Here is a 14938-nt window from a genome sequence, read left to right as displayed (position 1 = left end):
TGTAGCGGAAACTGTAAGTCCCTTTCGTTCACTATATGTTCAAAATGTATGAAGAAATAATATGAAATATTGCATTTTATATCATTTCATCTAGATAATATGTTAATTTCTTGAATGGAATATATAAATAGGGGGCAATAATATGAACAAGCAATCAAAGATCAATAAAGTGTTGCTTAGTATTAGTACAATGGCGCTATCGCTCGGAGCAATTCAAACGAATGTATCAGCAGAAGAAAAGGTACCGTATAATGTATTGCATTCGAAACCAGTTGGAATTGAAAAAACAGTAGATGAGATCGGACACGCTTCTAAAGCCGAGGAAACATTATCATTTCAAGAACGTTTAAAAGTAGGAGATTTTTCACAGCGACCAGCATCTATTACGAAGAAATCGGCAGTAAAGCAAGCTAAAGAAAGCTATTCAATGGCTGATTTAAACAAAATGAATGATCAAGAATTAATTGAAACGTTAGGCAGTATTAAGTGGCACCAAATTACAGACTTATTCCAGTTTAATGAAGATGCAAAAGCCTTTTATAAAGATAACGGAAAAATGCAAGTAATTATAGACGAATTAGCTCATAGAGGTAGTACATTTACGAAAGATGATTCAAAAGGAATTCAAACGTTTACTGAAGTATTACGTTCAGCTTTTTATCTTGCATTTTATAATAATGAATTAAGCGACTTAAATGAAAGAAGCTTCCAGGACAAATGTTTACCAGCGTTAAAAGCTATTGCGAAAAATCCCAACTTTAAGCTTGGAACAAATGAGCAAGATACAGTCGTATCTGCATACGGAAAATTAATTAGTAATGCATCAAGTGATGTTGAAACGGTGCAATACGCATCGAATATTTTAAAACAATATAATGATAATTTTAATGCATATGTAGACGATCGTATGAAAGGACAAGCTGTATACGATATGATGCAAGGCATTGATTATGATATACAGTCTTACTTAAATGAGGCTCGTAAAGAAGCGAATGAAACGATGTGGTATGGAAAAGTAGATGGGTTTATTAATGAAATAAATCGTATTGCTCTTTTAAATGAAGTAACGCCAGAAAATAAGTGGCTCGTTAATAATGGAATTTATTTTGCTAGTCGTTTAGGTAAGTTTCATAGTAATCCAAATAAAGGATTAGAGGTTGTTACACAGGCAATGCATATGTACCCGCGTTTAAGTGAGTCGTATTTTGTTGCAGTAGAACAAATTACAACAAACTATAATGGGAAAGATTATAGCGGGAATACGGTAGATTTAGAGAAGATACGTAAAGAAGGAAAAGAGCAATACTTACCAAAAACGTATACATTCGATGATGGATCTATTGTATTTAAAACTGGGGATAAAGTGTCAGAAGAAAAAATTAAGAGATTATATTGGGCTGCGAAGGAAGTAAAAGCGCAATATCACCGTGTGATCGGAAATGACAAAGCTTTAGAACAAGGTAATGCAGACGATGTATTAACGATAGTAATCTATAACACTCCAGATGAATATCAATTAAATAGACAACTGTACGGATATGAAACAAACAACGGTGGGATTTATATTGAAGAGACAGGCACATTCTTTACATATGAGCGTACGCCAGAGCAAAGTATTTATAGTTTAGAAGAGTTATTCCGTCATGAGTTTACCCATTATCTTCAAGGGAGATATGAAGTTCCCGGTTTATTTGGAAGAGGAGATATGTATCAAAATGAAAGATTAACTTGGTTCCAAGAAGGGAATGCAGAATTTTTCGCAGGATCTACTCGTACAAATAACGTTGTACCAAGAAAGAGCATAATTAGTGGATTATCATCTGATCCTGCAAGCCGTTATACAGCAGAGCGTACACTATTTGCTAAATATGGTTCTTGGGATTTCTATAACTACTCGTTCGCATTGCAGTCTTACTTATATACTCATCAATTTGAAACGTTTGATAAAATTCAAGATTTAATTCGTGCGAATGATGTGGGAAATTATGATACGTATCGTGAGACTTTAAGTAAAGATTCTAAGTTAAATAAAGAGTATCAAGAGTATATGCAGCAGCTAATTGATAATCAAGATAAGTACAATGTGCCGGAAGTAGCAGATGATTATTTAGCTGAACATGCACCAAAAGCACTAACAGAAGTGAAGAAAGAAATTAGTGAAACGTTGTCTATGAAAGATACAAAAATGACAAAGCATACATCTCAATTCTTTAATACATTTACATTAGAAGGCACGTTTACAGGTAGTGTAACAAAAGGTGAGTCAGAAGACTGGAAAGCAATGAGTAAAAGAGTAAATGAGGCTTTAGAACAATTGACGCAAAAAGAATGGAGTGGCTACAAAACGGTTACAGCATACTTCGTTAATTATCGCGTGAATAGTTCAAATAAATTTGAATATGATGTAGTCTTCCATGGTATCGCAAAAGATGACGGAGAAAATAAAGCTCCGACGGTTAATGTAAACGGACCTTATAATGGGTTTGTAAAAGAAGGAATTCAATTCAAAAGTGATGGATCAAAAGACGAAGATGGAAAAATCGTTTCTTATTTATGGGATTTTGGAGACGGCAGAACAAGTAAAGAAGTTAATCCAGTACATGCATATGAAAGAGAAGGAACTTATAAAGTAGCGTTAGTAGTAAAAGATGATAAAGGAAAAGAGAGTAGAAGCGAAACAACTGTTACAATTAAAGATGGAAGTGTAACAGAATCAGAACCAAATAATCGTCCAGAAGAAGCAAATCGTATTGGGTTAAACACTACTATAAAAGGTAGCCTTATCGGTGGGGATCACACCGATGTTTATACATTTAATGTCGCATCAGCGAAAGATATCGATATTTCTGTTTTAAATGAGTATGGAATCGGGATGACATGGGTACTTCACCATGAATCAGATATGCAAAATTACGCAGCTTACGGTCAAGCTAATGGAAATCATATAGAAGCAAAATTTAATGCAAAACCAGGTAAGTATTATTTGTATGTATATAAATATGATAATGGCGATGGAGCGTACGCATTATCAGTAAAATAAGTGCTTTTCCAATGTATGTTTAACTTTACTTTTTGTGGAAAATAGTATATTATATAGATATACAATATATCGGTTATTTACTAGGAGGAGCCTGTCACAATAGGTTTCTCCTGTTCTTTTTTAGAGACCTGTCTTACAGGTTTTTCTTTAAAAAGTAAATAACTGAAAATTAAGATTAATATTTTTGGAAGAGGTGGGGCATACATATAACAAAAAAGGAATTGTTTAAGAAAGGGGGATAAGAAATGGTCTTGTTTGGTTATCCACTTGAAACAATTTATTTATACGGATTCATAATTGCAACTATACTTACTGTCATTTATATCTTCTTTGGAGATATATTTGAATCAATATTTAGCTTTGGTGGAGGATCTGTATCCGTTGTAACGTTGCTACTTAGTTTTTTCGCCATGTTATGTGGACTTAGTTATATAGGAGAATATTTATATTCTTATAATAGTCTCGTTATTTTCGGGTCCTCATTTGCTATATCTTTTATCGGTGTTTTCATAATGAAAATACTAATTTTAAAACCAATTGCAGAAGCGGAACAAAATACTGTGCAACGTATGGATGAATTCATTGGTCGCAAGGGAGAAGTCATTACGACAATTCCTACAGAAGGATTTGGTGAAGTATTAATCTCATCTCAATTTGGAAGTAATGCAATACCAGCGAAAACAATTGGGAAAAAAGATATTTCACAAGGAACCGAGGTCATTATTGAGGGAGTTCAAGATGGTGTTTTGCTTGTACAAAACATCGCTTATTCTTTAAAAAAACCAAAATTATAAGGGGGAATTTACATGACGATTCCATTAATTATCGGTGGAGTTTTACTCGCAATTTTACTTCTACTCATTTTAGTATTTATTACGAAGTATCGTACAGTTGGCCCGGACGAAGCATTAATTGTAACAGGGAACTGGCTTGGTGGTGGAAAGAATGTCGTTACCACTGATGATGGAAAGAAGATTAAGATTATCCGCGGTGGTGGTACTTTCGTTGTTCCAATTATGCAACGGGCAGAACTTCTTAGCTTATTAAACTACAAATTAGAAGTTGGAACACGTGATACATATACGAAACAAGGTGTACCGATTACAGTAAACGGTGTTTCTATTATTAAAGTAGGATCGACAATTGAAGAAGTTTCTACAGCAGCTGAACAATATTTAGGAAAAGAAACGGAAGAGTTAAAAGTAGAAGCAAAAGAAGTTTTAGAAGGGCATCTACGTGCTATTTTATCTTCTATGACAGTAGAAGATGCTTATAGTAATAGAGAGCAATTCGCACAAAAGGTGCATGAAGTGGCTTCTACTGATTTGAAGAAGATGGGACTTCGCATCGTTTCCTTTACAATTAAAGAAATAATGGATAAAAACGGTTACTTAGATGCACTTGGTCAGCCGCAAATTGCAATGGTTAAGCGTGATGCAACAGTTGCGAATGCAGAGCGTGAAAAAGAGGCACGAATTGAAAAAGCTCGTGCTGAGAAAGAAGCGAAAGAAGCAGAGTACCAGCGTGATGCACAAATCGCTGAAGCTGAAAAACATAAGGAATTAAAAGTACAATCTTATAAGAGAGACCAAGAACAAGCTCGTGCAGATGCAGATCTTTCTTACGAATTACAACAAGCGAAAGCGCAACAAGGTGTTACAGAAGAGCAAATGCGAGTTAAAATCATTGAGCGTGAAAAGCAAATTGAGTTAGAAGAAAAAGAGATTGCGCGTCGTGAAAAGCAATACGATGCAGAAGTAAAGAAAAAGGCAGATGCAGATCGCTATGCTGTTGAACAATCAGCCGAAGCGGAAAAAGTAAAACAAATGAAAAAAGCAGATGCGGATCAATATAAAATTGAAGCAGAAGCAAGAGCACGTGCAGAAGAAGTACGTGTAGAGGGTTTAGCAAAAGCAGAAATTGAAAAAGCGCAAGGTCAAGCGAAAGCGGAAGTACAAAAAGCGCAAGGTACAGCGGAAGCAGATGTTATTAGGTTAAAAGGTTTAGCAGAAGCAGAAGCGAAACAAAAAATTGCAGAAGCATTTGAATTATATGGGCAAGCGGCAATTATGGATATGGTTCTAAAAATGCTTCCAAGTTATGCGAAAGAAATTGCAAGTCCACTTAGCAATATTGATAAAATTACAGTTGTTGATACAGGCGGCGGTGGTAAGAATAGCGGTGCCGGGAAGGTTGCAGGCTATGCGACTGATTTAATGGCAACAATGCAAGAAACGTTAAAAGCTTCTTCTGGCATTGATTTAAAAGAATTACTAGAAGGATTCGCTGGAAAAGGTGCCGTGCAGCAACTATCAAACGATAAACCTGTCGTATCTGTAGTAGAAGGTGAGAAGAAAGAAATAAAAAAAGATAAAGAATAGCAAGATGAAAAGAACCTCTAGTAAATGGGATACTAGAGGTTCTTTCGTGAAATGTAATATTTCGAATAATGTACATTTTTATATATTGTTTTAATTATTTAAATTCTATAGAATGAAAAAGGTATGTAACAATACTTTAAATGTAGAGAAAGATGAGGGAAAAGAGAAAGAGGCTCTCATCAATACATTTAAATCGTATGATTTGTATAAAGAGATTAAATGTAAAACAATTGCATTTAAAACGGTATGGAGGGGTAGGAATATGTTTCAAGGAAAATTAAGGAGTAGAAGCTTAAAAACAAAGTTACTTGTATCATTTATTATTATTTTAATTGCACCAAGTATTGTAATTGGTTGGACGTCTTATCAGCAGGCGAAGACAAATTTTAATGAAACAATTTTGCAATCAGCAAAAGATAACGTGAAGGTTTTAAATAATGTAATTAATAAAGAGTTAGATAGTAAGAAAGTAGATGCAGCATATTTTACAAAATTATTCACTGGAGCGAGTTATCAAGCAGATCAGCTTCAAAACGTGCAAAATAAATTAGAAGAATATAATAAATTACATCCAGAAATGGAAGCAATATATACTGGATCTATTAATGGGCAATTTATTCAATCACCGGCAATTCAAATGCCAGAAGGGTATAATCCGGCAGAAAGAGATTGGTATAAAGAGGCAGTGAAAAAAGGTGGAGAAGTAATTATTACGGCTCCATATAAATCAAAAACGACAGGAAATATTGTTGTTACAATAGCAAAACAAAATGAAGATAAAAGTGGCGTTCTCGGTATTGATTTAATTATTAATGATATTGTAAATACTTCAAAAATGGTTAATATCGGTAAAGAAGGGTATGTTGCAATTTTTGATCAAGATAAAAATGTAGTAGCACATCCAGCGTTAAAGCCGGGGGAGAAGGTAGAAGAGAAACTTGAAAAAGAGCTGTACAAGCAGGAAATAGGTGATTTTAAATTCTCATTAGATGGTGAGGATCGTAATATTACCTTTAAAACAAATAAGCAAACTGGATGGAAAATAGCAGGAATTATGCCTTCAAAAGAAATAATTGAAGCGGCTGAACCTATTTTCTATAAAACATTAACTGTTATTGGTATCTCGTTAATAATTGGTGGAATTATAATTTACTTCATAATCGCTTCTATTATTAAACCGTTAAAGCAACTTGTTATATCAGCGAGGAAAATTAGCGAAGGTGACTTAACGGAATCAATTGCTGTTCGTTCGAGGGATGAAATTGGACAGTTAGGTGAAAGTTTTAATGAGATGGCGGCATCATTACATGATGTAATTTCAAATATTAATACTTCAGCTGGTCATGTAGCAGCTTCTTCGGAAGAATTAACGGCTAGTATGAAGCAAGCAAGTGAAGCGACGGAACAAATTACAAGGGCGATGGAACAAGTATCGAGTGGGGCAGAAATACAAACGCGGGAAGTTGAAGAAGGAGCGACTCTGTTAGAAGAAGTTACAGAAGGAATTCAGCGTGTTGCGGATAGCTCTTCATTAGTATCCACAGCCTCTATGTATACGAAGCAAAAAGCTGAAGATGGTGGAAAGTTAGTTGAACAAACTGTGAATCAAATGCAATTAATTCATGAGTCTGTGTCACAGTCAGACGAAGTCATTTCTTTATTAGATGATAAGTCGAAGCAAATTGGAGCTATTCTAGAAGTGATTCAACATATTGCACAGCAGACAAACTTATTAGCATTAAATGCTGCAATTGAGGCTGCAAGAGCTGGAGAGCAAGGAAGAGGTTTTGCAATTGTAGCAGATGAAGTACGTAAACTAGCGGAGCAATCGGGACAGTCTTCTACGGAAATTGGAAAGTTAGTGAAAGAGATACAATTTGATATAAAAGAAACTGTAAGTTCTATGAATCAAGTTGGGACAGAGGTACAATCAGGGCTTGTAGTTGCAAATGAGGCGAAGCAAAGCTTTGTAGAAATATTGAAATCTACAAATGATACAGTTGTACAAATTGATAGTATGGTAGATGTAGCGAAGCGAATGACGATAGATACAAAACAAGTAAGTGCATCTATTAATGAAATTGCAGCAACGATTGAAGAAAATGCAGCAAGCGTTCAAAATATTGCTGGCTCCTCTGAAGAACAAGTAGCTTCAGTAGAAGAAATAAATTCAGCAGCAGTTCACTTATCGCGAATGGCTGAAGAATTACAAGAGATGATTGGTAAATTTAAAGTGTAATAACAAGCATTAAGAAACGAGGTAGTAATTTTACTTCGTTTCTTTTTTTATCCCGCTATTTGTGGGCAGTAAAACTCCCACCTCATAATTCGGCTGGAGCAAAGAAGTTAGGTGGGAGTCGGGCGGCCCGTAGATGCCCGATTGGTGAAGGCTAATAATCAGTGGGGGATGAACAAAACCCCCACTGATTAAAGTTTCACTTTATGAAGATAAAGATAAAGAAATATATAGTAACCGTGTTATGATAAAAGGTGATAATTAAAAAAACTGTATTTTCTTTAAATTCTATCTTTAGCCATGTTAGGGGAATGATTTTGAAATTGAAGAAATTGAAACTGCAACCGAGAATTACATTAACTATTAGTACACTTATTCTTGTTGTACGGCTGTTAACGAGTTATTTATTTTACTACATATTATCTGAAACAGTAGAAGACCAAATCGGAAAAAGAGCGCTGTATGTTGCGAAAACAGTTGCTGCTATACCGGAAATCGGGGAAGCTTTTCAAAAAGAAAATCCAGCTTCTATTATTCAGCCAATTGCAGAAAAAATTCGAATCGAAACAGATGCTGATTTTATTGTAGTTGGAAATAAAGATGGTATTCGTTATGCGCATCCTAAGCGAGATAAAATAGGAGAGAGAATGGTTGGCGGAGATAATGAAGGGGTTCTATTAGAAGGGGAATCTTATGTTTCGAAAGCAACGGGATCATTAGGGCCTTCACTACGCGGAAAAGTCCCGATTCGTAATCAGGATAATGAAATTATTGGTGTAGTATCTGTTGGTTTTTCAATGGATGATATTCATGGAGCGATAGAAGTGTATGGAAAGCGTGTGTTTTGGATTACAATAACAGGTCTGTTAATTGGGATAATAGGCTCTGTATATTTAGCAAAAAGTATTAAGCGGATGATGTTTGGAATGGAGCCAGAAGAAATTTCATCTTTATACGAGGAGCATAGTACAGTTATTCAATCTGTACGTGAAGGGATTGTAGTAATCGATAAAAATGGAATGGTTAGTTTAGTAAATCAAGCGGCATACGATATCCTTTCTTTAGATAAACAACAAAATATAATGGGAGAATTTATTTTAGATGTTATTCCTAATTCATCGATACTGGATGTGCTTCAAACCGGAGAAGAACAATTTGATCGCCAATTAAATATAAAGGGGCAGGATGTTATTGCCAATCGCCTACCTATTAAAGTTAATCATAAAGTAACTGGTGTAGTATCCAGTTTACGCCTGAAATCTGAGATGGATCAATTAACAGCGGAATTATCTCAAACACGGCAGTATACAGAGGCATTGCGGGCGCAAACGCACGAATATAACAACTTATTGTATACGCTTTCAGGTCTTATTCAATTAGAGTCTTATGAAGATGCTTTAGAGCTTATTCATAAGGAAACGGCAGTATATCAAGAGTTCGTTCAATTTATTATGAAACGAATTCAAAATCCATGGTTAGGTGGGATTTTAATTGGATTTTATAATAGGGCGCGAGAGTTGAAGATTGATTTTATGTTAGATCGGGAAAGTAGTTTAGAAGAGTTAAGTCCGCATATTGAGAGTAATTACGTTGTTTCTATTTTAGGGAATTTGATCACGAATGCATTTGAAGCAATTGAAAGAAATCAAGATCATGATAAGAAAGTAAGAATGTTTGTAACAGACATTGGGGAAGAAATATTAATTGAAGTAGAAGATTCAGGACAAGGTGTTCATGATGAAATAATTACAAGTATATTCTATAAAGGTTTTTCGACGAAAGTGGGCGAAAAACGTGGATATGGATTAGCGAAAGTGAAAGAGTTAGTGGAAGATTTAAATGGAAGTATTGCGATTGAAAAAGGGGATTTAGGTGGTGCTTTATTTATCATTGCATTACCGAAAGAGAGAGGCGAATTGTAATGAATGAGGGGATTGAAGTATTGATTGTAGAAGATGATATTCGGATTGCGGAAATTCATCGTCGTTTTACTGAAAAAATTGAAGGGTTTAAAGTAATTGGAACAGCAACGACTGGGGAACAGGCGAAAGAATGGTTAGAGTTTGTAAAGCCACAACTCGTTTTATTAGATGTATATTTACCTGACATGCAAGGGACTGAACTCGTCACATATATTAGGCATAATTTGCATGATACAGATATTATTATGATTACAGCCGCATCAGAGACGGATGTAGTGCGACATGCTTTACGAGGCGGAGTAACAGATTATATTGTAAAGCCACTTACATTTGATCGGTTTAAAACAAGTTTAGAAAGTTATCAAAAGAAGATTACGAAGTTAAAGAAAAATACTCAATTATCTTCAGAACAGATTGAACATCTATGGTCCCAAAGAGGGGTGCAGGCAAATCAAATAGAATATGCGCCAAAAGGAATCGACCCTTTAACGTTAGCAAAAATAAAAAAGCATATGCTAACTATTAATGAAGAGGGAATTACTGCAGAGATACTAAGTTCAATGGTAGGTGTAAGCCGATCAACTGCGAGGCGCTATTTAGAGTATTTGATCTCTGGAAAGAAAGTGCATGCGGAGCTTATATATGGAAGTGTGGGAAGGCCAGAAAGAAGGTATTTCCGCGGTTCTTCATAGGGGATTTTTACAACAATAAAAACAGTAGAGGATTATTACATTTCCTTTACTGTTTTTTCTAGTTTCATCTTATATTGGAATAATTCCAATTACAATTCCAGTAATCAACATAACCATTGTCGTTCCAACAGCCCAAAGTAAAGTGAATCGTTGGTGTTCACCAAAATCAACCTTGGCCATTCCGACTAATAAATAAGTGGAAGCAACGAGGGGACTCAGTAAGTGAACAGGTTGACCGAGTAACGAAGCACGTCCCATTTCTGCTGCACTAATTCCGTAAGCGGCAGCAGCTTTCGTTAAAATAGGTAATACGCCGAAGTAAAAAGCATCATTAGACATGAAAAATGTGAACGGCATACTTAGTAAAGCTGTAATAATTGGAAGCTGTGGGCCAAGTGCATCTGGTATAAGAGTAACAACACTTTGAGCCATCGCATCTACCATTTTTGTTCCAGATAGAATACCTGTGAAAATTCCAGCAGCAAAGACGAGAGAAACAACCGCTAATACGTTTCCAGCGTGAGACGCAATACGCTCTTTTTGTTGCTCTAAGTTTGGATAGTTAATCATAACGGCAATAGCAAAAGCGACTGTAAATAGAACAGGTAGCGGCATAACTTCTAGTATGAGACAGACAAGTAATGTAGCGGTCAATAAAAAGTTAATCCATAGCAGTTTCGGGCGTTTATGTATTTCAGCTTCAACTGTCGCAGCTTGCTCATCCATTGTTTGCATTTGTTTTAAATATTGTACATCCATAATTCCTAAACGTTTTCTTTCTTTTTTTCCAAGATAATAGGCAACGAAAACTACCCAAATTGCACCAGCAATCATTCCTGGTATAAGTGGTGTGAAGAGTTCTGAGGCATCAAGTCCAAGAGCACTCATAACCCGAGCAGTTGGTCCACCCCAAGGTGTAAGATTTGTCACACCTGCTCCTAACATAACAACCCCAGCTAATATAAGTGGATTCATTCCAAGACGTTTATATAGTGGATACATTGCGGAAACTGTAATCATATATGTTGTTGTTCCGTCACCATCTAATGAAACGATAATAGTAAGAATAGCTGTACCAACAACAATTTTTAAAGGATCACCTTTTACAAATTTTAAAATTTTACTAATAACAGGATCGAATAAACCGCTATCAATCATAATTCCGAAATATAAAATGGCGAACATAAGCATAATACCAGTAGGTGCTAGCTTTTGAATTCCTTCTAACATCATCGGGCCCATATTGGCATAAAAGCCACCAATTAATGCGAAAGTAATTGGAATTAATATTAATGCTACTAAGGCTGACATACGTTTAGTCATAATCAAAAACATAAAGACGAATACCATTGCAAATCCAAGTAATGCTACCATGTAATCTCCCCCTCAAAAAATGATTGCGCTTTCAATATAAAACGAAAATTCAGATAAAAGGTTTTTTATTTATAATAAAAGGTTCAATTCGAATGGTAAATAATTAAAGAAATAACATCATTAGAAACATAATCTTTATTTTGATCATTTTGTTCATGAGGTAATTTTGAATTTTTAAAAAGATAAATGCCTTCGTACAAGAATGGTAGAATAAGGTGAAAACGAGAAGCGCGTGAAGTAGGGAGTAGATTTTGAATGGAAACAAGAATAGAAGAGATTTATAGTTCATGTAAAGGCAAAGTAGAGGAGATTTTTATTAATGAATCCTCTTACGTATATGAATGGGAAAAATTAATGATGATTCGAAAGCACGATGGTGAGCTTGAGAAAATCGGGATAGGGATCAGTGGAAATATAAGATTAGTAAATGTAGAAGTTGGACAGGAAATTGATACGGATACATTATTAGTTAAGCTGGAAGATGATTTATTAATTACTGGTTGTGAATGATGAGGGATGTGTAGAAGTAACTGCACATCTCTTTTTTGTTCCTTATATTACAAAAAGAACATTGTTTTTTCACAAATCTCACACAACCTTCTGCTATTCTTTTCGTGGAGTATACGGTTTTTAGGGAGGAATATTAATGAGGGGAAAATATGTCGTACTTGTTATATGTGTATGTTTCATCTTTATGGCAGTAGGATGTGGAAAACAGGAAATAAAAGCTGTGGCAATTAATGAGAAACATGATAAATGTGATATTTGCCAAATCGGGGTAATGGATAATCAATTTGCAACAGAAATCATTTTAGAAAGTGGAAAAGCGTTAAAGTTTGATGATATCGGTTGCATGTATAAATGGATGGAGATCAATTCAGGTGAAAAGACGAAAGAAAAATTTGTTCGAGATTATGATTCGAAAGATTGGGTTTCGTTGGAAGATGCTACTTACGTATATGATAAAACAATAACGACACCGATGGCTTATAATGTCATTTCATTTAAAAATAAAAAAGATGCAGAGAGTTTTGTATCTAACTATAAGGGGAAAGTTCTTTCGTATAAAGAGCTATCAGAGCATAAATGGGAAATGAATAAAGAGATGATGGGAAAACCGAAAACAGGGAATCACGGTGGGCATCATTAATAATAGAAAAAGACAACTATATAGTTGTCTTTTTCTATTATTACTCAGGTGCAAATATAGAAAAGGTGTAAAAATTTTAGAAGAACGGTTACAATGGAATATAGTAACCTAAAGCAATCATTTATGTACTTTTTAGAAATGTATACAAATGCGGTAAAAACGTGCTAAACTAATTGCTTCATAATGTTAATGATGAGGCCATCAGGCGTATCATTCCAATAGGTTGAGAAACATAGTATAAGTTTAAGATAATCCGATTAAAGAAGGAATCTAAAGGGCTTATGGATAAATGTACTCAAGAAGAGTTATTGTATGTGATGGAGGAATGGTTAAGAAAACATTATCTTTCATAGGAGCTGTAGTTGTGAGAAAACAAAAAATTTTATTATGTATGTTATTAGGACTTTTAATGACGGTAGTGGCTTGCGATAAGCAAGAAGAGCCAGAATCAAAACCGGTTCATGTGAAAAACGAAAAGAAAAAAGAAAAGCATAAAGAACAGGAAGAATCTAAAGAAGAAAAAAGTATAAATTTAATGGACAAACAGTTGCTACTTTCTGCGACGCTTGGAGACACAGAAACAGCTATGAAGCTGATCCAAGATGGAGCGAATATCAATGTAGAAGGTGACAATGGAGAAACGCCTGTCCTTGCAGCGACGTATCAAAATCATGTAGAGACAGTTAAAGCATTAATTGGTGCGGGTGCTGATATTGAAATTCAAGACGAAAAACAAAGCAATCCATTTCTTTATGCAAGTAGAGAAGGATATACGGATATTGTAAAAGTATTAATTAATGCAGGAGTTAATACGAAGGAAACGACTAAGTCAGGTGGAACAGCACTTATTTCTGCATCTGAGCGTGGCCATGTAGAGGTTGTTAAAGAATTATTAGAGCATACAGATATTGATGTGAATTATAAGAATGAACGTGGTGGAACAGCTTTATTAGAAGCAATTGTATTAGGAAATGGTAGTGAAAGTCATAAGAAAGTAATTCAAATGCTTATTGACCACGGGGCAGATGTAAATATGGCCAATAAGGAAAATATTACGCCGCTGCAGTATGCTGAAAAAAGAGGTTTTAAAGATATTGCGAATATGTTGAGGATAGCTGGAGCGAATGAAGTAGTACAGCCGCAACCACAACTGGCGGAATAACAAGCTGAAGAAATAAAAAATACGAAATAATCCCATTTAGATAGACAGAATGAAGAAATCAGTTAGTATATGATGGATTCAGTAATGTGTATTTGAATGGGATTTTTGTTTTGAAAAAATTATTTAAAAAGAGGAATAGATAAGGAATTCTTATGTGCGTATTCTATAAAGCTTTACTAGATGGAATTTATATACATAGTAACTAAGGAGGCTACAAATGAAATTTTCAGAACTTGAGTTAATAGCAATTCAGGCAGAGGTTTTATTTGTTCATAATCAAGTAGGAAGAATAAAGAGTGTAAATGAAAATGGAAATCTGAAAGCGCCGCGTTTTTTTCTTGGCCGAACTCGTGAAGGGAATATAACGAGATATCATTATAACCTGGATAGTGAAATGATAAGTAAGATTGAGAAATTAATTCGAGAACGCTCAAATCACATAGAGATAGCAAAGATTATTAAAGTATTAAATGATGAGAGAACGGTGGAGAATATTTGGATAGGTTTTGCTTACATGTTTCCAAATAATTTAAATAAGCCGACTAGGGCGATACAAATAACAGAGAAAAATAAAGAGCTTTTGCGAGAAAATTTCCCTAATCTAATAGAACAGATGGAATGGAGGCAACCTTATTTTGCAATTGTAAAAAATGAAAAGGTAGTTTCTATATGTTGCAGTGCCAGAAGTACGACCGTAGCTGCTGAGGAAAGTGTGGAAACTTTAGCGGAGTTTCAAGGGAATGGATATGGTGCTGATGTCGTTACAGCCTGGGCAATATCAATACAAGAGGAAAAGCACATTCCGCTTTATAGTACTTCTTGGGATAATTGTGCTTCACAAGCAGTGGCGAGAAAACTAAAACTCATTAACTATGGAATGAATTTACATATTGATTGAATTTTAAACATTGTTGTGTTCTGTTGGAGTTTATTCGTATATCTAGATTATTGTAAAAATAATATGGTGAATATTAACATTCG

General features: G+C 34.9%; 11 protein-coding genes and 1 pseudogene. 11 read left to right on the top strand and 1 reads right to left on the bottom strand.

Translation table 11 applies throughout. The features are described from left to right. Nucleotides 1-142 precede the first annotated feature (142 nt). From colA to JFU20_RS12365, 7 genes and pseudogenes are all read left to right on the top strand, one after another. On the top strand, nt 143-3040 hold the full coding sequence (gene colA / locus JFU20_RS12390; protein ID WP_201038654.1) for a collagenase ColA: 2898 nt from the start codon (nt 143-145) through the stop codon (nt 3038-3040). Nucleotides 3041-3285: 245 nt separating this feature from the next. Then, the gene (locus tag JFU20_RS12385) at nt 3286-3834 is read left to right on the top strand and encodes an NfeD family protein (protein WP_002010382.1); all 549 of its coding nucleotides are present in this window, start codon (nt 3286-3288) and stop codon (nt 3832-3834) included. 12 nt (nt 3835-3846) lie between these two features. Beyond that, on the top strand, nt 3847-5421 hold the full coding sequence (locus JFU20_RS12380) for a flotillin lipid rafts scaffold protein FloT (RefSeq protein WP_002010383.1): 1575 nt from the start codon (nt 3847-3849) through the stop codon (nt 5419-5421). A 112-nt stretch (nt 5422-5533) separates the two neighbouring features. Beyond that, nucleotides 5534-6721, top strand: a pseudogene (locus tag JFU20_RS30720) (HAMP domain-containing protein); the annotation flags it as partial. Then, nucleotides 6713-7660, top strand: a complete 948-nt coding sequence (locus tag JFU20_RS30715) for a methyl-accepting chemotaxis protein (RefSeq protein ID WP_373695849.1) — start codon at nt 6713-6715, stop codon at nt 7658-7660. The pseudogene JFU20_RS30720 and the gene JFU20_RS30715, both read left to right, overlap by 9 nt. A gap of 308 nt (nt 7661-7968) precedes the next feature. Continuing rightward, nucleotides 7969-9579, top strand: coding sequence for an ATP-binding protein (locus JFU20_RS12370; RefSeq protein ID WP_201038653.1), 1611 nt, complete (start codon nt 7969-7971; stop codon nt 9577-9579). After that, complete coding sequence (locus tag JFU20_RS12365; protein WP_002010389.1) at nt 9579-10271, top strand: response regulator; 693 nt, start codon at nt 9579-9581, stop codon at nt 10269-10271. The genes JFU20_RS12370 and JFU20_RS12365 overlap by 1 nt, the downstream gene beginning before the upstream one ends. Before the next feature lie 69 nt (nt 10272-10340). Here JFU20_RS12365 and JFU20_RS12360 read toward each other — a convergent pair whose 3' ends face one another. Then, nucleotides 10341-11645 carry a CitMHS family transporter gene (locus tag JFU20_RS12360; RefSeq protein ID WP_002010390.1) on the bottom strand — a complete coding sequence of 435 codons (1305 nt, stop codon included), beginning with the start codon at nt 11643-11645 and terminating at the stop codon, nt 10341-10343. Nucleotides 11646-11900: 255 nt separating this feature from the next. Between JFU20_RS12360 and JFU20_RS12355 the strand changes: the two genes are divergently transcribed. From JFU20_RS12355 to JFU20_RS12340, 4 genes are all read left to right on the top strand, one after another. Next, a complete protein-coding gene (locus tag JFU20_RS12355) occupies nt 11901-12155 on the top strand; it encodes a hypothetical protein (RefSeq protein WP_002010394.1) in 255 nt (84 codons plus the stop codon). Nucleotides 12156-12291: 136 nt separating this feature from the next. After that, a complete protein-coding gene (locus JFU20_RS12350; protein WP_201038652.1) occupies nt 12292-12795 on the top strand; it encodes a nitrous oxide reductase accessory protein NosL in 504 nt (167 codons plus the stop codon). Between the two features lie 289 nt (nt 12796-13084). Beyond that, nucleotides 13085-13957 (top strand): ankyrin repeat domain-containing protein, encoded by an 873-nt coding sequence (locus JFU20_RS12345; protein ID WP_002167070.1) that lies wholly within the window; start codon nt 13085-13087, stop codon nt 13955-13957. Between the two features lie 217 nt (nt 13958-14174). Continuing rightward, nucleotides 14175-14855: a GNAT family protein gene (locus JFU20_RS12340; protein WP_201038651.1), complete on the top strand. Its 681-nt coding sequence runs from the start codon at nt 14175-14177 to the stop codon at nt 14853-14855. Nucleotides 14856-14938: the final 83 nt, after the last annotated feature.

Origin of the sequence: Bacillus sp. TH30 (assembly GCF_016650875.1) — a bacterium.
Taxonomy (GTDB): domain Bacteria; phylum Bacillota; class Bacilli; order Bacillales; family Bacillaceae_G; genus Bacillus_A; species Bacillus_A mycoides.
Note: the sequence above shows the minus strand (reverse complement) of the source record. Positions and strands in the feature narration are given on the sequence as shown.

Excerpts from the sequence above, each read along its gene's own strand:
- JFU20_RS12385 (WP_002010382.1), top strand. The coding sequence starts at position 3,286 with ATGGTCTTGTTTGGTTATCCACTTGAAACAATTTATTTATACGGATTC.
- JFU20_RS12355 (WP_002010394.1), top strand. The coding sequence starts at position 11,901 with ATGGAAACAAGAATAGAAGAGATTTATAGTTCATGTAAAGGCAAAGTA.
- JFU20_RS30715 (WP_373695849.1), top strand. The coding sequence starts at position 6,713 with ATGGCGGCATCATTACATGATGTAATTTCAAATATTAATACTTCAGCT.
- JFU20_RS12365 (WP_002010389.1), top strand. The coding sequence starts at position 9,579 with ATGAATGAGGGGATTGAAGTATTGATTGTAGAAGATGATATTCGGATT.
- JFU20_RS12360 (WP_002010390.1), bottom strand. The coding sequence starts at position 11,645 with ATGGTAGCATTACTTGGATTTGCAATGGTATTCGTCTTTATGTTTTTG.
- JFU20_RS12370 (WP_201038653.1), top strand. The coding sequence starts at position 7,969 with ATGATTTTGAAATTGAAGAAATTGAAACTGCAACCGAGAATTACATTA.
- JFU20_RS12340 (WP_201038651.1), top strand. The coding sequence starts at position 14,175 with ATGAAATTTTCAGAACTTGAGTTAATAGCAATTCAGGCAGAGGTTTTA.
- colA (WP_201038654.1), top strand. The coding sequence starts at position 143 with ATGAACAAGCAATCAAAGATCAATAAAGTGTTGCTTAGTATTAGTACA.
- JFU20_RS12380 (WP_002010383.1), top strand. The coding sequence starts at position 3,847 with ATGACGATTCCATTAATTATCGGTGGAGTTTTACTCGCAATTTTACTT.
- JFU20_RS12345 (WP_002167070.1), top strand. The coding sequence starts at position 13,085 with ATGTACTCAAGAAGAGTTATTGTATGTGATGGAGGAATGGTTAAGAAA.
- JFU20_RS12350 (WP_201038652.1), top strand. The coding sequence starts at position 12,292 with ATGAGGGGAAAATATGTCGTACTTGTTATATGTGTATGTTTCATCTTT.